This is a genomic window from Colwellia sp. SU-HH01217 (assembly GCF_057543495.1).
Window position 1 is genome coordinate 246874 of the sequence record NZ_BAAJLX010000005.1, and the last position, 15445, is coordinate 262318.

At 37.1% G+C, this 15445-nt stretch carries 17 protein-coding genes; 3 read left to right on the forward strand and 14 right to left on the reverse strand.

The genetic code is table 11. The annotated features are described in order from the left end of the window. Positions 1–52 precede the first annotated feature (52 nt). From glpK to AC27G3_RS09035, 14 genes are all read right to left on the reverse strand, one after another. Positions 53–1549 (reverse strand): glycerol kinase GlpK, encoded by a 1497-nt coding sequence (gene glpK, locus AC27G3_RS08970; RefSeq protein ID WP_487120795.1) that lies wholly within the window; start codon positions 1547–1549, stop codon positions 53–55. Positions 1550–1668: 119 nt separating this feature from the next. Further along, positions 1669–2280, reverse strand: a complete 612-nt coding sequence (locus AC27G3_RS08975) for an HvfX family Cu-binding RiPP maturation protein (RefSeq protein ID WP_487120797.1) — start codon at positions 2278–2280, stop codon at positions 1669–1671. Between the two features lie 249 nt (positions 2281–2529). Continuing rightward, positions 2530–2982: a hypothetical protein gene (locus tag AC27G3_RS08980; RefSeq protein ID WP_487120799.1), complete on the reverse strand. Its 453-nt coding sequence runs from the start codon at positions 2980–2982 to the stop codon at positions 2530–2532. A 101-nt stretch (positions 2983–3083) separates the two neighbouring features. Then, on the reverse strand, positions 3084–3263 hold the full coding sequence (locus AC27G3_RS08985) for a transposase (RefSeq protein WP_487120801.1): 180 nt from the start codon (positions 3261–3263) through the stop codon (positions 3084–3086). A gap of 494 nt (positions 3264–3757) precedes the next feature. Then, positions 3758–4072, reverse strand: coding sequence for a hypothetical protein (locus AC27G3_RS08990; protein WP_487120803.1), 315 nt, complete (start codon positions 4070–4072; stop codon positions 3758–3760). Between the two features lie 67 nt (positions 4073–4139). Beyond that, positions 4140–5060 carry a hypothetical protein gene (locus AC27G3_RS08995; protein WP_487120805.1) on the reverse strand — a complete coding sequence of 307 codons (921 nt, stop codon included), beginning with the start codon at positions 5058–5060 and terminating at the stop codon, positions 4140–4142. Continuing rightward, entirely contained in the window at positions 5060–5371 is a 312-nt protein-coding gene (locus AC27G3_RS09000; protein WP_487120807.1) for a hypothetical protein, read from the reverse strand. The genes AC27G3_RS08995 and AC27G3_RS09000 overlap by 1 nt, the downstream gene beginning before the upstream one ends. Positions 5372–5681: 310 nt before the next feature. Next, positions 5682–5861, reverse strand: a complete 180-nt coding sequence (locus tag AC27G3_RS09005; RefSeq protein WP_487120809.1) for a transposase — start codon at positions 5859–5861, stop codon at positions 5682–5684. Positions 5862–5929: 68 nt separating this feature from the next. Next, the gene (locus AC27G3_RS09010) at positions 5930–6439 is read right to left on the reverse strand and encodes a hypothetical protein (protein ID WP_487120811.1); all 510 of its coding nucleotides are present in this window, start codon (positions 6437–6439) and stop codon (positions 5930–5932) included. A gap of 226 nt (positions 6440–6665) precedes the next feature. Next, a complete protein-coding gene (locus tag AC27G3_RS09015) occupies positions 6666–6911 on the reverse strand; it encodes a beta-barrel domain-containing protein (protein WP_487120884.1) in 246 nt (81 codons plus the stop codon). A 9-nt stretch (positions 6912–6920) separates the two neighbouring features. Then, positions 6921–7409, reverse strand: coding sequence for a cysteine peptidase family C39 domain-containing protein (locus AC27G3_RS09020; protein WP_487120813.1), 489 nt, complete (start codon positions 7407–7409; stop codon positions 6921–6923). A 298-nt stretch (positions 7410–7707) separates the two neighbouring features. Further along, complete coding sequence (locus tag AC27G3_RS09025; protein WP_487120815.1) at positions 7708–8301, reverse strand: hypothetical protein; 594 nt, start codon at positions 8299–8301, stop codon at positions 7708–7710. A 92-nt stretch (positions 8302–8393) separates the two neighbouring features. After that, a complete protein-coding gene (locus AC27G3_RS09030; RefSeq protein ID WP_487120816.1) occupies positions 8394–9233 on the reverse strand; it encodes a sterol desaturase family protein in 840 nt (279 codons plus the stop codon). Next, positions 9230–9661, reverse strand: a complete 432-nt coding sequence (locus tag AC27G3_RS09035) for an SRPBCC family protein (protein WP_487120818.1) — start codon at positions 9659–9661, stop codon at positions 9230–9232. Before AC27G3_RS09035 ends, AC27G3_RS09030 begins: the two co-directional genes overlap by 4 nt. A 186-nt stretch (positions 9662–9847) precedes the next feature. Here AC27G3_RS09035 and mfd point away from each other — a divergent pair, with 186 nt between their 5' ends. From mfd to AC27G3_RS09050, 3 genes are all read left to right on the forward strand, one after another. Then, complete coding sequence (mfd, locus tag AC27G3_RS09040) at positions 9848–13405, forward strand: transcription-repair coupling factor (protein WP_487120820.1); 3558 nt, start codon at positions 9848–9850, stop codon at positions 13403–13405. 160 nt (positions 13406–13565) lie between these two features. Continuing rightward, on the forward strand, positions 13566–15053 hold the full coding sequence (locus AC27G3_RS09045; protein ID WP_487120822.1) for a CsiV family protein: 1488 nt from the start codon (positions 13566–13568) through the stop codon (positions 15051–15053). A 63-nt stretch (positions 15054–15116) separates the two neighbouring features. Continuing rightward, a complete protein-coding gene (locus AC27G3_RS09050) occupies positions 15117–15422 on the forward strand; it encodes a DUF1244 domain-containing protein (RefSeq protein ID WP_487120824.1) in 306 nt (101 codons plus the stop codon). The last annotated feature ends 23 nt before the right edge of the window (positions 15423–15445 follow it).

A 15445-nucleotide genomic window follows, 5' to 3' on the forward strand; every position in this document is an offset into this window, starting at 1 on the left:
GCTAAACTTAAACCTAAACTAAACCAAATCTAAAACTAAAACTAGTTTGATCTTAATCTGAGCTTATTTTTGTAACAGCATCTAGCCAACCTGCGTATAATTTTTCACGAGTATTTTCGTTCATTTCCACCCTAAATTGGCTCTGTTGTTGCCATAACGCTGAAATTTGATCTAAATCTTTAAAAACACCGCATTGCAGGCCCGCAAGATAAGCTGCACCTAAGGCGGTTGTTTCTGTATTTTTAGGGCGTTCAACAGGCATAGCTAGCATATCGCTTAAAAACTGCATCAGCCAATCATTACTCACCATACCGCCATCAACGCGTAAACTTGTTGGCGCGATACCATCTTTTTCCATTGCTTCAATTAAATCTCGACTTTGATAACAAACCGCCTGCAAACCAGCCGTTACTATTTCTTTAATACCTGTGTCGCGATTTAAACCAATAATCGCACCTCTGGCGTTAGGATCCCAATATGGCGCGCCTAATCCAGTAAATGCAGGCACTAAATACACAGAATTATCGCTGCCTGTACTTAAGGCAATGTGCTCTGATTCACTGGCTTGGTTGATCATCTTCAAGCCATCGCGTAACCATTGAATGGTCGCTCCCGCCATAAAAATACTTCCCTCCAAAGCATAGGTGGTTTTACCTTTTAACCGATAAGCAATAGTAGTTAACAAGCGATTATTCGACTTTAACGCCTTATCCCCTGTATTCATGATCATAAAACAACCGGTGCCGTAAGTGCTTTTAATCATGCCTGTGGTAAAACACGCTTGTCCAATTAACGCCGCTTGTTGATCGCCCGCTATTGCGCCGATAGCAATTTCGCCGCCGAATAACGAATGCGTTGTTTTTCCAAAGTCATCAGCGCTGTTTTTAACCTCTGGTAACATTGCTTTAGGAATATCAAACAAGGTTAACAGTTCATCATCCCATTCGTTGGAATGTATGTTAAACAATAAGGTTCTACTGGCGTTGGTGGCATCTGTTGCGTGTTGCCTTTTATTGGTGAGTCGCCACAGCAAATACGTATCAACCGTGCCAAAAAGTAGCTCTCCTGCCTCTGCCTTGGCTCTTGCGCCTGCGACATTATTTAACAACCAACCCAGTTTTGTTGCCGAAAAATAAGGGTCTAACAATAAACCTGTTTTACTGGAGATAAGCTCAACAACCGATGGCTTTTCAGATAGTTGCTGACAAAACTCAGTAGTACGTCTGTCTTGCCAAACAATGGCATTGTAAATACATTCGCCCGTCTTTTTATCCCATACTAAAGTGGTTTCACGTTGATTAGTAATACCGATGGAGAGAATATCACCCACCGACAAATTAACCTTCTGCTTGGCGGTATTTATTGCCTGTTGGCAAGTTTCGAGCACAGATTGCCATATAACGTTAGGATCATGCTCAACCCAAGCATCTTCAAGAAATATTTGCTCAAACTCTTGCTGTGCACAAGCGATAACATTACCGCTCAAATCAAAAATAACCGCACGGCTACTGGTAGTGCCTTGATCAATAGATAAAAGATAAGCGGGCATAAATAAAAAAACCTTTGATAAAGCTGACAAAATTAAGGTTATCTTGTCATATTCATCAAAGGCTTAATAGAATATTTACCGCTTTATTTTAAAACGGGTTTTTTAGCGTATAGGCTAAATCATGCTTTTGCTAAAGGCGCTTTGTAAAGTTGGCGGGCTACCCAATAATCCACGCTAACATAACGACCAGCCCCCATAAATAATAAAGCGAGTAGCATAATAAAATATGTCACCGAAAACTCAATACCGTTATTAAGCATAACCACACTACCGCTAGAGGTAATGTAATCGTAATTGGTATACTCTTGCAGCACATCTTTTACAATCACCAATTTATTCGATGCTTCAACCACGCGTTCATTCGCAAACGGCGCGCTCGGATCGGTTATCGCCTGCCAACCGTTATCCCAATGCACCGCACCTGCGGCAACAACCATAGTGATCATCAAAGGAATAGAAAACCATCGAACAGCAACGCCAAAAAATAACGCGATGGCACCAAAAAACTCAGTCGCTGTTGCCAGTATCGCCATTAGAAAAGGAAATGGTAAACCCAACCCCCAATCTGCATTACCGAACCACTCAACAATACCGTCAAAGCCTTCTATCTTTTTAGTGCCTGCCATCCAAAAGACTGGCACTAAATACATTCTTAGCATTAAAGGCGCTAAAAAATCGAAATGTTGGCTTTTATTGAGCAATGCATGTAATTTTATTAATAATGATTTCAATGTGTATATCCTGTGCTGTTTAACAAAAATTTTATTTATTATTTATTTAAGAGACTCGTATAAGTGACTATAAACAGTAGACCTTAGCATTTGGGTATTTATTTCATTTGATGTTTTAAGAGGTGAAATACGCGCTTAAATAACGTGTTCGATCTTGATTTTTTTTAAATTGATAGAGAACCTTGAGAGCTATTAACCAACGCATCTTAACTTCCACTGCAATTGTAATACGACTTTGAGCATTTTATTTTATGCAGAAATAGTTTCGAGCTTTCTACCTAACAGGTTTAACAAGGTAGCTGTAAGTGTAATTATCTGAGTTTCAAGCATTTTACGTTGTTGTTCAGCTTTTTCTGAATTATCGTTACTTAATGAGCGAACTTCTTGTTGAATATCTTTAATTTGTTGTTGAGTTTTCTCGATCATTTCATCAAGGAATTCTTCTTTAGAATCGTTTTTATTACTATCAACATCTTTAGTAGCATTCTGCTTAAATTGTTCAGTTAGCATATCGCCAATAGCACTTTGTTCTTTAGCTAATTTCTCGCGAGCTTCACTAGAAATGCTGATTTGCAAATTTTCTGAGGTATGTGACTGAACATGATGAGGCGCATTAGTTTTTTCAGTAGATGTAGCAGAATACTCTGCCCTATAATTTACAGGAGTATCTAAGTGAATTCTAAAAGCGTTTATACCCGTCATAAGATTTTTTGTTAATTAACTTAATAAGAGTATCGGCAGTATATGGTTAACCTTTAGTCAATCATATATAAAAGTATAAAAGGGGTCAGAGCCGTTTTAAATTAATTGGTCATCAAGACCCAAACATGAATAGCGACTTTATACTTTTTGCTGTATTGCTTTAACCAAGCTACATAAGCTTTCATGTCATCTTCACAGGCAAAAATAGCTTGGCGATTATTACCCCGTTGAATAACATGTTCCGCCACACCCGATAATGAAACTCTTGGCTTTCTTGGCATAATTAAAACCTACTGAAGATACAATTTACCTCAGTATAGGTTAATTAAAACGGCTCTGCCCCCTTTTATTACAGGCAAAAATAGCTTGGCCATTATTACCCCGTTGGATAACATGTTCCGCCACACCCGCTAATGAAACTCTTGGCTTTCTTGGCATAATTAAAACCTACTGAAGATACAATTTACCTCAGTATTGGTTACTTAAAACGGCTGTGACCCCTTTTATTCTGCTGCCTTTTATTCTGACCCCTTTTATTCTTCGAAAGTTCAGTATTCTTCGCAGTATTCTTCGAAAGGTCAGGATGGTTCACCAAAAACTGAATGAGGTTAGGTTTAGTAAGTTATAAACAGTTGTTAATGAAGTTGAAACTTTAGTCGGTATAAGCCGTAAGTGATTATTTGTTCACAGTAAAAATCTTTTCATTGAAATACGATAAAATCAAAAGCATTAGAGTGTTGCACTCTAATGCTAGACTATCTCAAAAAAAGAATACTTAAAGTAAAGCATTATAATTCATTTTCTCTAGCTCCTCAATGAAAGGAGATAAAAGAGAAGCATCTTTGTTATTTAAAAACTTTAGCGTATCTATTCGCTCATCTATAGCCTTATTCGTCATACTAGTTGCGTTTTTAATATCATTAGAATCCAATGCTTCTTTTATTGCTAAAAAAGTTACTACATTTTTTAAATTAGTATTTAAAAATGAAGCTTGGGACAAAAACAAGCTACAATAAAAACCCAAAATTAATGTAGTAGAAAATCCAGCTAAAAAAACTATAGTTACTTTAAGTTTATATAATTTATTCATACTCAACCTCACAGTTTTTCTATATAAAATTAGCCACAATTAAAAATAATTGTGGCTCTATAGGAAATTAAAAATAAGCAAACCAACAAACTCTCTGAGCTGCACTTCCACCGCCTGAATCCGTATATACAGTAGTACATACTTGTTGTAATTGTTGACCGTTTCTAACCGCTGCATTGTAAAAGTTATTATAACTACCAGGGCCTCCTCCTGACTGTGATACGCTACTTAACTTTTGTCCTGATGAGTTTTTGGCAGTTTCATGTAATGGTAGAAAAGGAACTGAACAAAAGCAGTCAAAAAAGAAAGATACTGTATCGCCATTTTCAAATCGAACTGTATACTGTAGCGGAAGTTGCAATACAAGCTCAGCAAAAGCTTGTTTCCCTATAGTTGATAACATTCCACTAAGAGCGTCAAGAGAGAACATTACAGATAAAGCTTCAGTGACTTGAAGTTGATTGCTCGTACTATTTTTCATCCATGAATATGAAGGAAAATCAACATTATAAATAGCTTGCCCTCTGATTAGGTTATACAACCAGCCGTTTACATCTACTTTTGCATATGGTGATGAATTAGTATTTGAAGTTGGGGAATTATAAAGTTCTATTTTAGCTGTTGGCTCTATTATAGCATTTAACTGATTGTAAAATGATACAAGGGCATTATTGTATGCATTTACAGCATCAACAAATTCTTCTTTATTATTCGTTAATCCAACATTTTCGATCACATTTCTACCTAATTCAGGTTCGAAATGTATTACTGCATTGTAAGTTCTCGTCAAATTAGCTACGGGATCAAATACAACAAATCTTTCTTTGTACCGTAAAACACCATTTGCTCTATTCCTTGCTTCAAATAAAACTTTAGTTTCGGCTTGAATATCACTACACTCAAGACAATGCAGTGGTATATCTGCTTTAGACCCCGAGCTAAAAAGAACTGAAAAAAATACGACACAGATAAATATTACTAATTTCATTACTTACTTCCTTGTTTATTAATCTTGTTAACTAAATAATTAAGTTCCGCTTGCTGTTTTTTAGAAAGTAAATATTGATTACTTTTTATTAATGAAAGCAGCTCAACTTGTTTATTGGCGGCATCTAGTGATACTTTTGAGGCTTCTTCTAAATTATTGTTCGATAAATTTTCTTTTATAGCTATTAATCTAATAGTATTCCCATATAAATTGGAAGAGAGCGATACATTTGAACTATTATTCGCAAAATAAAACCCCATAGAGAACCCTATAATTAAGACAAGAGCTAAAAAAAAATATATTTTTTGCATACTACCCCCTTTATACAATCTAAAATTAGACAACTTGTATGGAATTTAAAAAGGACATAATTAATAATGAGGCTGGAATACACTGAGAAATGTAAGTCCATCTACAGTTATATTTTGAGTCCTTTCAAGATATTTTAAATTATATTAAAGCTAACTATTTGTCAAATATATAGATGTTTAGTTCGAATTTTGAGTATAGCTTACCTTAAATGGAGATAGATCATTTAACGCTTTAGCGTGGGAATCATTAATAGAGGCAGCGCGGTAGTAAGGAACTGTTGAAGGTAAAAGGGGTCAGAGCCGTTTTAAATTAATTGGTCATCAAGACCCAAGCATGAATAGCGACTTTATACTTTTTGCTATATTGCTTTAACCAAGCTACATAAGCTTTCATGTCATCTTCACAGGCAAAAATAGCTTGGCGATTATTACCCCGTTGAATAACATGTTCCGCCACACTCGCTAATGAAACTCTTGGCTTTCTTGGCATAATTAAAACCTACTGAAGATACAATTTACCTCAGTATAGGTTACTTAAAACGGCTCTGACCCCTTTTATTACTCGTATTCAATTTTTGCTTGCCTAGTGTGCAATAAATACATAATTTCTCTTGAATTCCCACACACGTTACTAAATAGCAGTGGATTTTTACTGCCATTAAAAGCAATCGCCCTGCTTAACCAGCCTCCTTGCGAATAATAAGCATATCCGTTCACCACTATTTCTTGAGTTTCGACATCTACGTAAGTATCGATGCTTTTTTCAATTTCCAGCACTGTATTTTCTATTACATGAAAATCAGTGCTAGGATGAATCCTGCGATCTTTAAGATCATCAACTAAAACTTCTATTTCTGGCTCTGCTGAACAAAAGTAAGCCATTTGTGCGCCGCCAATAATTTCATCACCGAAAAGCACTAGAATACAAAAACCTATAGACCCCCAATACAAGCGATTATTTAGTTTAGGCTTGTCATCACCAGAGAAATCATCGGCAAAACGTTTAGCAATGCGATGAACCCCGTAAAACAATATAAAAATAAAAAATAAAACGATAAGACCTATCATTATTTAGTCCTCTTTATCAGAAGTAGTGCAAATATTTTGTTATTGTTCATTTTTAATTCCCATTAAAGTTAACTCTATTTTGTTAAAATAATTTAACAAGTAACATTTAGCGCTCACGCGCCCCTTCACTAACCCCACGCATTAATGGTGCTAATAAAAATTCCATTAACCGCCGCGTGCCAGTTTTAATTTCGACAGTAACCGACATACCAGGCTTTAGCTGTACTCACTTGCCATCAACATTTATACGCTCTGTTTGTAATGAAGCTTTAAGTGGGAATAACAAACCGAATTGTTCATGCTCTATGGCGTCAGATGAGATATCGATAACTTCACCGTCTATCACCCCGTATTTGGTGAATTGAAAACTGTCTATTTTTATTTCAGCGATTTGCCCTGTATGCACAAAACCTATGTCCTTGTTGAGTAAACCTGCATCAATTTCTAATTGCTGTGTTACTCCATCAAGCAGCGGTAGAACCTAAGAAAAACCAAATTTAGCGCTGTCGGTTAATACACCAGTGATAAGCGAGGTACGCTTAGACAGTAGTAATAAATCACTTGTCCAAAACGCTGAAAGTTCTGTAAATGAATAGGTTGTTGGTCCGCTGTTAGGTTCGGTGTCAACTTTGTTGCCTGACTCAATATTATCACTAACATCAGTCAAGTCTTGAATAAGCACTTTGTCATTAGCAACTTTGGCAATGATAAAAAAGTGACCGTCAACATGACGCGCTATAGCCGGCAATACATGGTCGGTAAGTTTATCGGCGGTATCTGATATTATTTTGGCTTTAAAACCAAGACTTTTAGCGGCACGAATTAAATTAATATCCGCTAATAATGCTTTATTCTCATCAGCATCATTATATTGAAATTCACGAAGTAGCGAGCTTGGCTCTGCGGGGATTTGGTGAAAGCGGGCGATCAATGATAAACATTGAATACCTGAGTTGAAATGGCTCGACATCTTATTCCTGAGTCATGTGTTCGTCCTTGAGTGTGCATATAGTAGAAGAACTCATTCCTAAAGTAAATATAATATACAGTATATTATGCTTACTTGGGAATTTTAGATGAAGTCATTGGTTTTTTTATTTTGTATTTTTTATTTTAAACGAAAACGCCAGAATACTTGTAAAATTCTAACTAAATTCACAAATACTCTGGCAATCATGTTCACATGATCTAAGTCATCGAACTCAATAGGCTAGTTTAATGGTTAGGTTAACGATGAACTAAATAACTCACTTTGCTAACGCGATATGCTAGTTCTTATAACCCCAAGGTGTTACAGGTAAATTAATAGGCTTAGTTAAATCAAAATCGACTTTAAATTCACGACCTTGGCGAATTAACCGATAGGTAAATACTTCAGGGTAAATATACATTTGCCACGTATTACCTGCCGATTGAGCAATACCTTGATTAACAAATAATTCTTTTGAGTATTGATCTGCTGGGAATGATTGCATTTGGGCAAAGCCTGCATCAACTGTGTGTCCGCCATACATGGTTGACGCATCGTCAGTTCCGTCTTTATGACGATGATCGTGCTTTAAACTTAGACCACTGCCTGTTTTGGTAATAATCCAAGTACGTGAGGCATCGTCACCGACATGAAACGGCACTTGAAGCTCATTCTCACTGCATTTTCTAACATGCATAACCAATTTTTTATCAGCAAACGAACTTGGTCCTGTTGCATTATCTATAGTTACTTTACCTTCAAATGCCTTGCCACAATAGGCTGCAATGTTATTAAAAAATGCGTCATGCGTGGGAATAGACACAACAGGTGCAGAGCGTGCAAATACTGTCGAAGTGCTAAGTAATAAGGTTGCGGTGATTAATATTTTCATAAGTTACCCAGTAATTTAATTTTCAATACCTTAGCGCTTTACCCTGTTGAATGAAAGCCAATTAATTGTACTCATTAGTTAACACCGATTAGTTACCGCTGATTAGGTTCCACTTTAACCGAGCTAGTAGGATAAGCAAAAAGTGCCTGCCATTTAGCTTTAAAACCTTGTGCGTTATAGGCCGTTTTAAACATATAGATCCATTGGTGAAAACTGATAACAAACGGATTTTTTGATTCAATTTGACCAATAATACCAAATCGACAAGGACCATGTTCTTCAGGGTTCTCTTCAACATAAGTGCCAAACAATTTATCCCAAATAATAAGTACGCCAGCAAAGTTTCTGTCTACATACGCTTTATTGGTTGAATGATGCACGCGGTGGTGCGAAGGCGTATTGAATATTTTCTCAAACCAGCCGAGTTTATAAACGATTTGAGTATGAACAAAAAATTGATAAGCCAGATTTAACGCAACCACGGTAAATACCGTATTAGGATCAAAACCAACTAAGATCATAGGGAGCCAAAAAAGCCACATACCAGCCAAGGGATACATTAACGATTGTCTAAATGCCGTTGAAAAATTCATTTTCGTAGAGCTGTGATGCACCACATGTGCTGCCCACAACCAATGAATATGATGCGAGGCTTTGTGAAACCAATAATAAAGAAAGTCTTGCAGCAAAAAGGCGATAAACACTGTGCCGACACTTAACGTGATATCGAACACCGCAAATTGATGTAACCAATAAAAGAAAGGCATTAATAATAACAACGCGATTGCGTCTGAGCCTTGATGTAAAAGCGCTAAAGCGGTATTGGCTAAACTGTCTTTAATGTCGTAAAGCTTGCGATGCTTTACAAATTCATAAACAACAAACACTAAAAAAATGGGGCTTAATGCCAAGAGAATAATTTCTATACTCATGAAAAATGCTCCGCTAGTTTTTGCATGGCTTTGTTAATATCGCGCCCTACAATAAACTTTAATATAAAAGACGGTAACCATTTTGGCGCACAAAATTTAATCATATAATCGAGTTGTGTCGTATTATTTTGAACGCCCACAGGTGTTAATTGAATATCACCTTGATGGTTAGTTACTGGCCCTTTACCGATAATTCTATAGCAAATGTGTTCATAGCTTGCGTTAATAATTTGCTCTTTAAAGACAATTTTTCCAATAGAAATTTGACGTACCGCTCCTTTACCGCCCGGTAATTCACCTTCATATTGTGCTTTAACCTGTTTAATTTTAGCATTAAAAAACCTGTCAAGCTGTTGATGGTTTAATAGCGTTTCGCATACTTGAGCAGCAGGTGCTTGCACTAACTGGGACACTTCTATGGTAATCATAATCTCACAACAAATTGTACAAATGTTTAATTTTATCAATTCAACCAGAGTTACTCTCAAACAACAAGTGTTTATTTTTACTTCAACTTAAATAAACATGATAAATAACATGCAGAGCTAGCACTTTGATTAGGTCTTAATTAGAATACAGGCAATAAAAAAATAGCACAGCAAAAAAGAGTATAAATGAGTAAGTTAATTAACCTTTTTGATCCTGTTTTGGCAAAAAGGCGTGGTAAAAATGCAGATAAAAAAACATGGACTAATTTTAGTGGCAGCAGTGCGACACTGGCCATTTACCATGGTGCGAAAAAAGCCGATGGTCCTGTCCTGTTAATTACCCATGATACTCCCTCTGCTATTCGTTTAGAGCAAGAGTTACATAGTCTTAATAAAAATGACGACATTTCAGTTTTCCTTTTTCCTGATTGGGAAACTCTTCCTTATGATAACTTTTCACCGCACCAAGATATTATTTCGCAACGTCTTGCTACGCTTTATCAGCTGTCAAGAATGGATAAAGGGATTATTATTGTTCCTGTTACCACATTGTTACAACGATTAGCGCCTAAAGAATACCTTGAAGCCAATTCGCTTATTATTAAAAAAGGCGACAAGAAAGATTTACATCAATTACGACAAGCGCTAGAAGCTAGTGGTTATCGCTGTGTTGATCAAGTCATGGAGCATGGCGAATTTTCTGCTCGGGGTGCGATTCTTGATTTATTTCCTATGGGTAGTAACCACCCTTTTCGACTCGATTTTTTTGATGATGAAATTGATGAAATTCGCGTATTTGATCCAGAAAATCAACGTTCGAGCACGATAATTTCAAGTATTGACTTACTGCCAGCGCATGAATTTCCTACTGATAAAGAGGGCATTAACTTATTTCGTCAACAATACCGTGACTTATTTAACAGCGTTATTGATAAAGAATCGGTTTATCATCAAGTTAGCAACAATATTTTACCGGCAGGTATTGAGTATTACTTGCCGTTGTTTTTTGAACAAACCAATACCTTATGCGATTACTTGTCTGAACAAACCTTAATTATAGTATCGGGTGATATTGATAAGGCACTTACTCATCACTGGACCGATATTGACTACCGTTATGAAGACCGACGTTACGATCCTACTCGACCATTACTGCCGCCTAAGCATTTATTTTTAGATTCACAAGAGCTATACAGTGCACTTAAGCCGTTTGATCGTATTACGCTAGTGCCAACAACGCCTAGCGTTTCAAACACAGAAAACACTGATCAAACTACTGTGCTATCAGAGCAAGTACAACCCAAAGCGAGTAAGTCGAGTCAAATACAGTTTAATGTTGATAGCCTACCTAACTTAACGGTTGATCATAAGCTCAAGCAGCCATTTGAATTACTTAATGTGTTTATTAAAGATAAACAAACGCCAAACAAAGTATTATTTGTTGCAGAAAGCCAAGGCCGTCGTGAAAGTGTTTTAGAGTTATTAGTTCGCGATAATATTAAGCCACAACACTTTGATAATATTGATGAATTTATTAACAGTGATGCACCGCTAGGTATAACTGTAAACGCCTTAACTACAGGTTTTATTTTTCAAAGTAGTGGCAGCGCCAAGAAAAACAGTGTCGCGCTCATTACCGAATCTGAGCTTCTAGGCGATCGCATAAGACAAACACGCCGCCGTAATAAACAACAAGACATTCAATCTGACGCAATATTTAAAAATCTTGCGGAGCTTTCAATTGGCCAACCCGTGGTGCATATTGATCATGGTATTGGTCGATACATGGGTCTTCAAACTATCGAAAACTCAGGCATTATTACCGAATTTTTAGTTTTAAATTACGCCAATGAATCAAAACTTTACGTGCCTGTTTCAGCGTTACATTTAATTAGCCGATATTCAGGCAGCGATGCCGATCATGCGCCTTTACATAAGCTTGGTAACGACACCTGGAGTAAAGCCAAACAAAAAGCGGCAGAAAAAGTTAGAGATGTTGCCGCAGAATTGCTAGATATTTATGCTCAGCGCGCTAACAATACTGGTTACTCGTTTAAAGTAGACGCCAAAGATTATCAACATTTTAGCGATAGTTTCGGTTTTGAAGAAACCTACGATCAAGAAAAAGCAATAAAAGCCGTAATTAACGACATGAAAGCACCTACTTCTATGGATCGGTTAGTATGTGGCGATGTTGGCTTTGGTAAAACCGAGGTGGCAATGCGCGCAGCTTTTGTCGCGGTAAACGCTGGTAAGCAAGTCGCTATTTTAGTGCCCACGACTTTATTAGCGCAGCAACATTACGAAAACTTTAGAGACAGATTTGCTCATTGGCCAGTAACCATTGAAGTATTATCGCGCTTTAAAACAACTAAAGAGCAAAACCAAGTCATTGAAAAAGTAGAGTCTGGCCATGTTGATATTTTAATTGGCACTCATAAGCTATTACAAAACTCTATTAAATATAAAGATTTAGGCTTATTAATTGTTGATGAAGAACATCGATTTGGCGTTAAACAAAAAGAAAAAATTAAACAACTGCGCAGCAATGTGGATATTTTAACGCTAACTGCCACTCCTATTCCTAGAACCTTGAATATGGCGATGGGCGGTATGCGTGATTTATCGATTATTGCCACTGCGCCGGCCAAGCGTTTAGCGGTTAAAACTTTTGTTCGGCAACGTGACGATGCATTAATTAAAGAGTCTATTTTGCGTGAAATACTGCGTGGCGGTCAGGTTTACTTCCTACACAACAATGTTGACACTATCGATAAAATAGCCGAAGAACTGCAACTGCTGCTACCTGAGGCTCGTATTGTAACGGCTCATGGGCAAATGCGAGAACGCGAACTTGAGCGTATAATGAATGATTTTTACCATCAACGCTTTAACGTACTTGTTTGTACCACCATTATTGAAACAGGTATCGATTTACCCAGTGCCAACACCATTATTATGGACCGAGCTGATCGCCTTGGATTAGCGCAACTGCATCAACTTCGTGGTCGTGTTGGTCGCTCGCATCATCAAGCCTATGCGTATTTATTAACGCCTCACGAAAAAGCTATGAGTAAAGATGCGAAAAAGCGTTTAGACGCTATCGCCTCGTTAGAAGATTTAGGCGCAGGGTTTACCCTAGCTAGTCACGATTTAGAAATTCGTGGTGCGGGTGAATTATTAGGCGAAGAGCAAAGCGGCTCTATGAGTCAAATAGGGTTTACGCTGTACATGGAAATGCTAGATCAAGCTGTTATCGCACTAAAAGAAGGTAAACAACCTTCCCTTGAGCACATGATGTCGACGCAAACTGAAATCGATTTGCGTATGCCATCGCTTATTCCTGACGATTATATTTTTGATGTTAACACCCGTTTAAGCCTTTATAAACGCATTGCTAGCTGTAAAAATAAAAATCAGTTAGACGAGATCCAAGTTGAACTTATTGATCGCTTTGGCTTATTACCTGAAGCGACTAAAAACCTTATTCATATTACGAAACTTCGTCTGCTCTCTCAAGGTATTGGCATTGCCCGTATTGATGCAGGACCTGACGGTGGCATGATAGAATTTAGTAACAGCACTAAAGTTGATCCAATGTTTATTATTGGTTTAATTCAACAACAACCTAAAATTTATCAAATGGTTGGCGCAAATAAACTTAAATTTAAGATTGAAACAAATAATAACCAAGCGCGATTTACTTTAATAACAAATATGCTAAAAGAGTTAGCTAAGCGTTAACTGTTAGCATAAAATTGATGGCATTAAGCGCTTATTCTTGAGATATTCGTATAGGAATATTGATATCAAGCTAACCACATGAAATGTGCGCATTGAGAAATGAATAGAGCGCGTTTAGAATTACATCGCGCATAAATAAGATGACAGGTAATTATATTTAATGAAATATAAGCAAACAAAAACAACTACTTTTTCTTTTTCCCCCTCAAAGATTTGTGCGCTATTTATTGCACCTGTATTGTTTTCTATTCAAGCGCTTTCCACTGCGCAAGCAGCTGAACGTTGGTTTGAAGTAGAAGTGATTCTTTTTAGCCAATTGGGCGACAAATCATTACTTACCGAAAGCTTTCCCGACTTAGCTGTGCAACCGGCATCTTTGCCTAAATATCGTCGTACTGTCGACTTACTGACACCCTATGTTTACCCAGATACTTCCGCGCTAAAATTACAACTGCCACAGTGTGGCGATTATTCAACCCCTAAAACATTCGTTGAACTTGCTAGCGTGTTGCCAACTTTTCATAAAGAGAAGTCATTAAAACAAATTAGCCAAGCGCAACCGCTTATAGGCGTTGAAGAAACTGAGTTGCATGAGCAAAACCTTGAAACACCAACAGCTCAAAGTACTGAAACACAAACGTCGCCTTCTCTAAATAACGCTTTTACTGTTGATACTATTACTGAAGAAGCGCCAATAACTGCGGCTCAACTTGCCTTAGTTGCTCAAGCAGATGAAGCGTTTAACGGTTTAACTTTTCAATACAGCAATAATATCCCTTTCAAACAAATTTGCGCGTTACCGACGGTACTTGATGATAAATTTGCTTATAATTTAACAGGCACTATTGATGCTAACGAGAATGTTTATAGTGATAAACCTTATTTAATCAGTAAAGACTCTTTACAGCTCACCGATATGTACCGTCAATTAAAACGCAGTAGAAACTTTAAACCATTATTACATTTAGGCTGGCGTTTAGCGCCAAAACCACGAAACAAAGCCGCTGGATTTAGAATAATTGGCGGTGAGAATTTAGCTTTTAACTATGAAAAAGCTCAACTTGATTATCAAGCAGCTCTTGAACAAGAAAATCAAGCGAAAAGGTTAACCCACACACTTGCTGACTCTGAGCTAGTCAATGAGTTGAACGACGAACAGTTAATTGATTCAAGCAAAACACAAGTCACGGCTCTTTCAGCACAAGAGCAGTTAATTCAAACTAGAATTAACGATATTTTAGCTTCGGTTGACGATATTTCTACTAGTGATGAACTCCATATTATTGACCAACTTGATGCTAAAAGCTTAGCGATTCATACAAACGATGAACCGTTATTACCAGTACTTGTAGATCCTGTAAAACCGGCACAACCATGGACATTAGACGGGTTATTTAGAGTACACCTTAATCATTATTTATACATTACCGCTGATTTTAATATGTTAGAGACAAGCGCTGCGAATGAAACACTTGATACAACACATAAGTTGCCAATAATGAAAAGTATTCGTTTTAAACAAAACAGACGCGTTATTAGTGGCGAAATACATTATTTTGATCACCCATACATGGGGATGATTGTGCAAATTCGCAAACACGCTCGCCCTAAACCAGAAAATGATTCTGAAAGCGCGAATCAAAATTAGCAGCACATTTATTAAATTCTTTATTTAACTTTTCAAATCACCAGAACGAACATTGAGACCAATATGAGTAATATCAGCCAAGCCGAACAAGATAAAATACAAGCTGCGGTATTTCGCCGTTTACTAGCACATTTAGACAGCCGAAAAGACGTGCAAAACATTGAATTAATGAACTTAGCTGGTTTTTGCCGCAACTGTTTTTCTAAATGGACGGTAAAAGAAGCTGAGGCTTTAGGTGTAACATTAGACATTGATAGCGCCAGAGAGCAAGTGTACGGCATGCCATATAGCGAATGGAAAGAAAAACATCAGTTACCCGCAACTGAAGAGCAAATGGCCACCTTTAATGCGTTAAACCCAAAAAAGTAGTTTGTTAGTAATTAGCCTGAATT

Bases quoted from the DNA above. Each gene is read 5' to 3' on its own strand.
- AC27G3_RS09005 (WP_487120809.1), bottom strand. From the start codon at position 5,861: ATGCCAAGAAAGCCAAGAGTTTCATTAGCGAGTGTGGCGGAACATGTT.
- glpK (WP_487120795.1), bottom strand. From the start codon at position 1,549: ATGCCCGCTTATCTTTTATCTATTGATCAAGGCACTACCAGTAGCCGT.
- AC27G3_RS09025 (WP_487120815.1), bottom strand. From the start codon at position 8,301: ATGAAAATATTAATCACCGCAACCTTATTACTTAGCACTTCGACAGTA.
- AC27G3_RS09010 (WP_487120811.1), bottom strand. From the start codon at position 6,439: ATGATAGGTCTTATCGTTTTATTTTTTATTTTTATATTGTTTTACGGG.
- AC27G3_RS08995 (WP_487120805.1), bottom strand. From the start codon at position 5,060: ATGAAATTAGTAATATTTATCTGTGTCGTATTTTTTTCAGTTCTTTTT.
- AC27G3_RS08990 (WP_487120803.1), bottom strand. From the start codon at position 4,072: ATGAATAAATTATATAAACTTAAAGTAACTATAGTTTTTTTAGCTGGA.
- AC27G3_RS09045 (WP_487120822.1), top strand. From the start codon at position 13,566: ATGAAATATAAGCAAACAAAAACAACTACTTTTTCTTTTTCCCCCTCA.
- mfd (WP_487120820.1), top strand. From the start codon at position 9,848: ATGAGTAAGTTAATTAACCTTTTTGATCCTGTTTTGGCAAAAAGGCGT.
- AC27G3_RS08980 (WP_487120799.1), bottom strand. From the start codon at position 2,982: ATGACGGGTATAAACGCTTTTAGAATTCACTTAGATACTCCTGTAAAT.
- AC27G3_RS09035 (WP_487120818.1), bottom strand. From the start codon at position 9,661: ATGATTACCATAGAAGTGTCCCAGTTAGTGCAAGCACCTGCTGCTCAA.
- AC27G3_RS08985 (WP_487120801.1), bottom strand. From the start codon at position 3,263: ATGCCAAGAAAGCCAAGAGTTTCATTATCGGGTGTGGCGGAACATGTT.
- AC27G3_RS09050 (WP_487120824.1), top strand. From the start codon at position 15,117: ATGAGTAATATCAGCCAAGCCGAACAAGATAAAATACAAGCTGCGGTA.
- AC27G3_RS09020 (WP_487120813.1), bottom strand. From the start codon at position 7,409: ATGTCGAGCCATTTCAACTCAGGTATTCAATGTTTATCATTGATCGCC.
- AC27G3_RS09030 (WP_487120816.1), bottom strand. From the start codon at position 9,233: ATGAGTATAGAAATTATTCTCTTGGCATTAAGCCCCATTTTTTTAGTG.
- AC27G3_RS09000 (WP_487120807.1), bottom strand. From the start codon at position 5,371: ATGCAAAAAATATATTTTTTTTTAGCTCTTGTCTTAATTATAGGGTTC.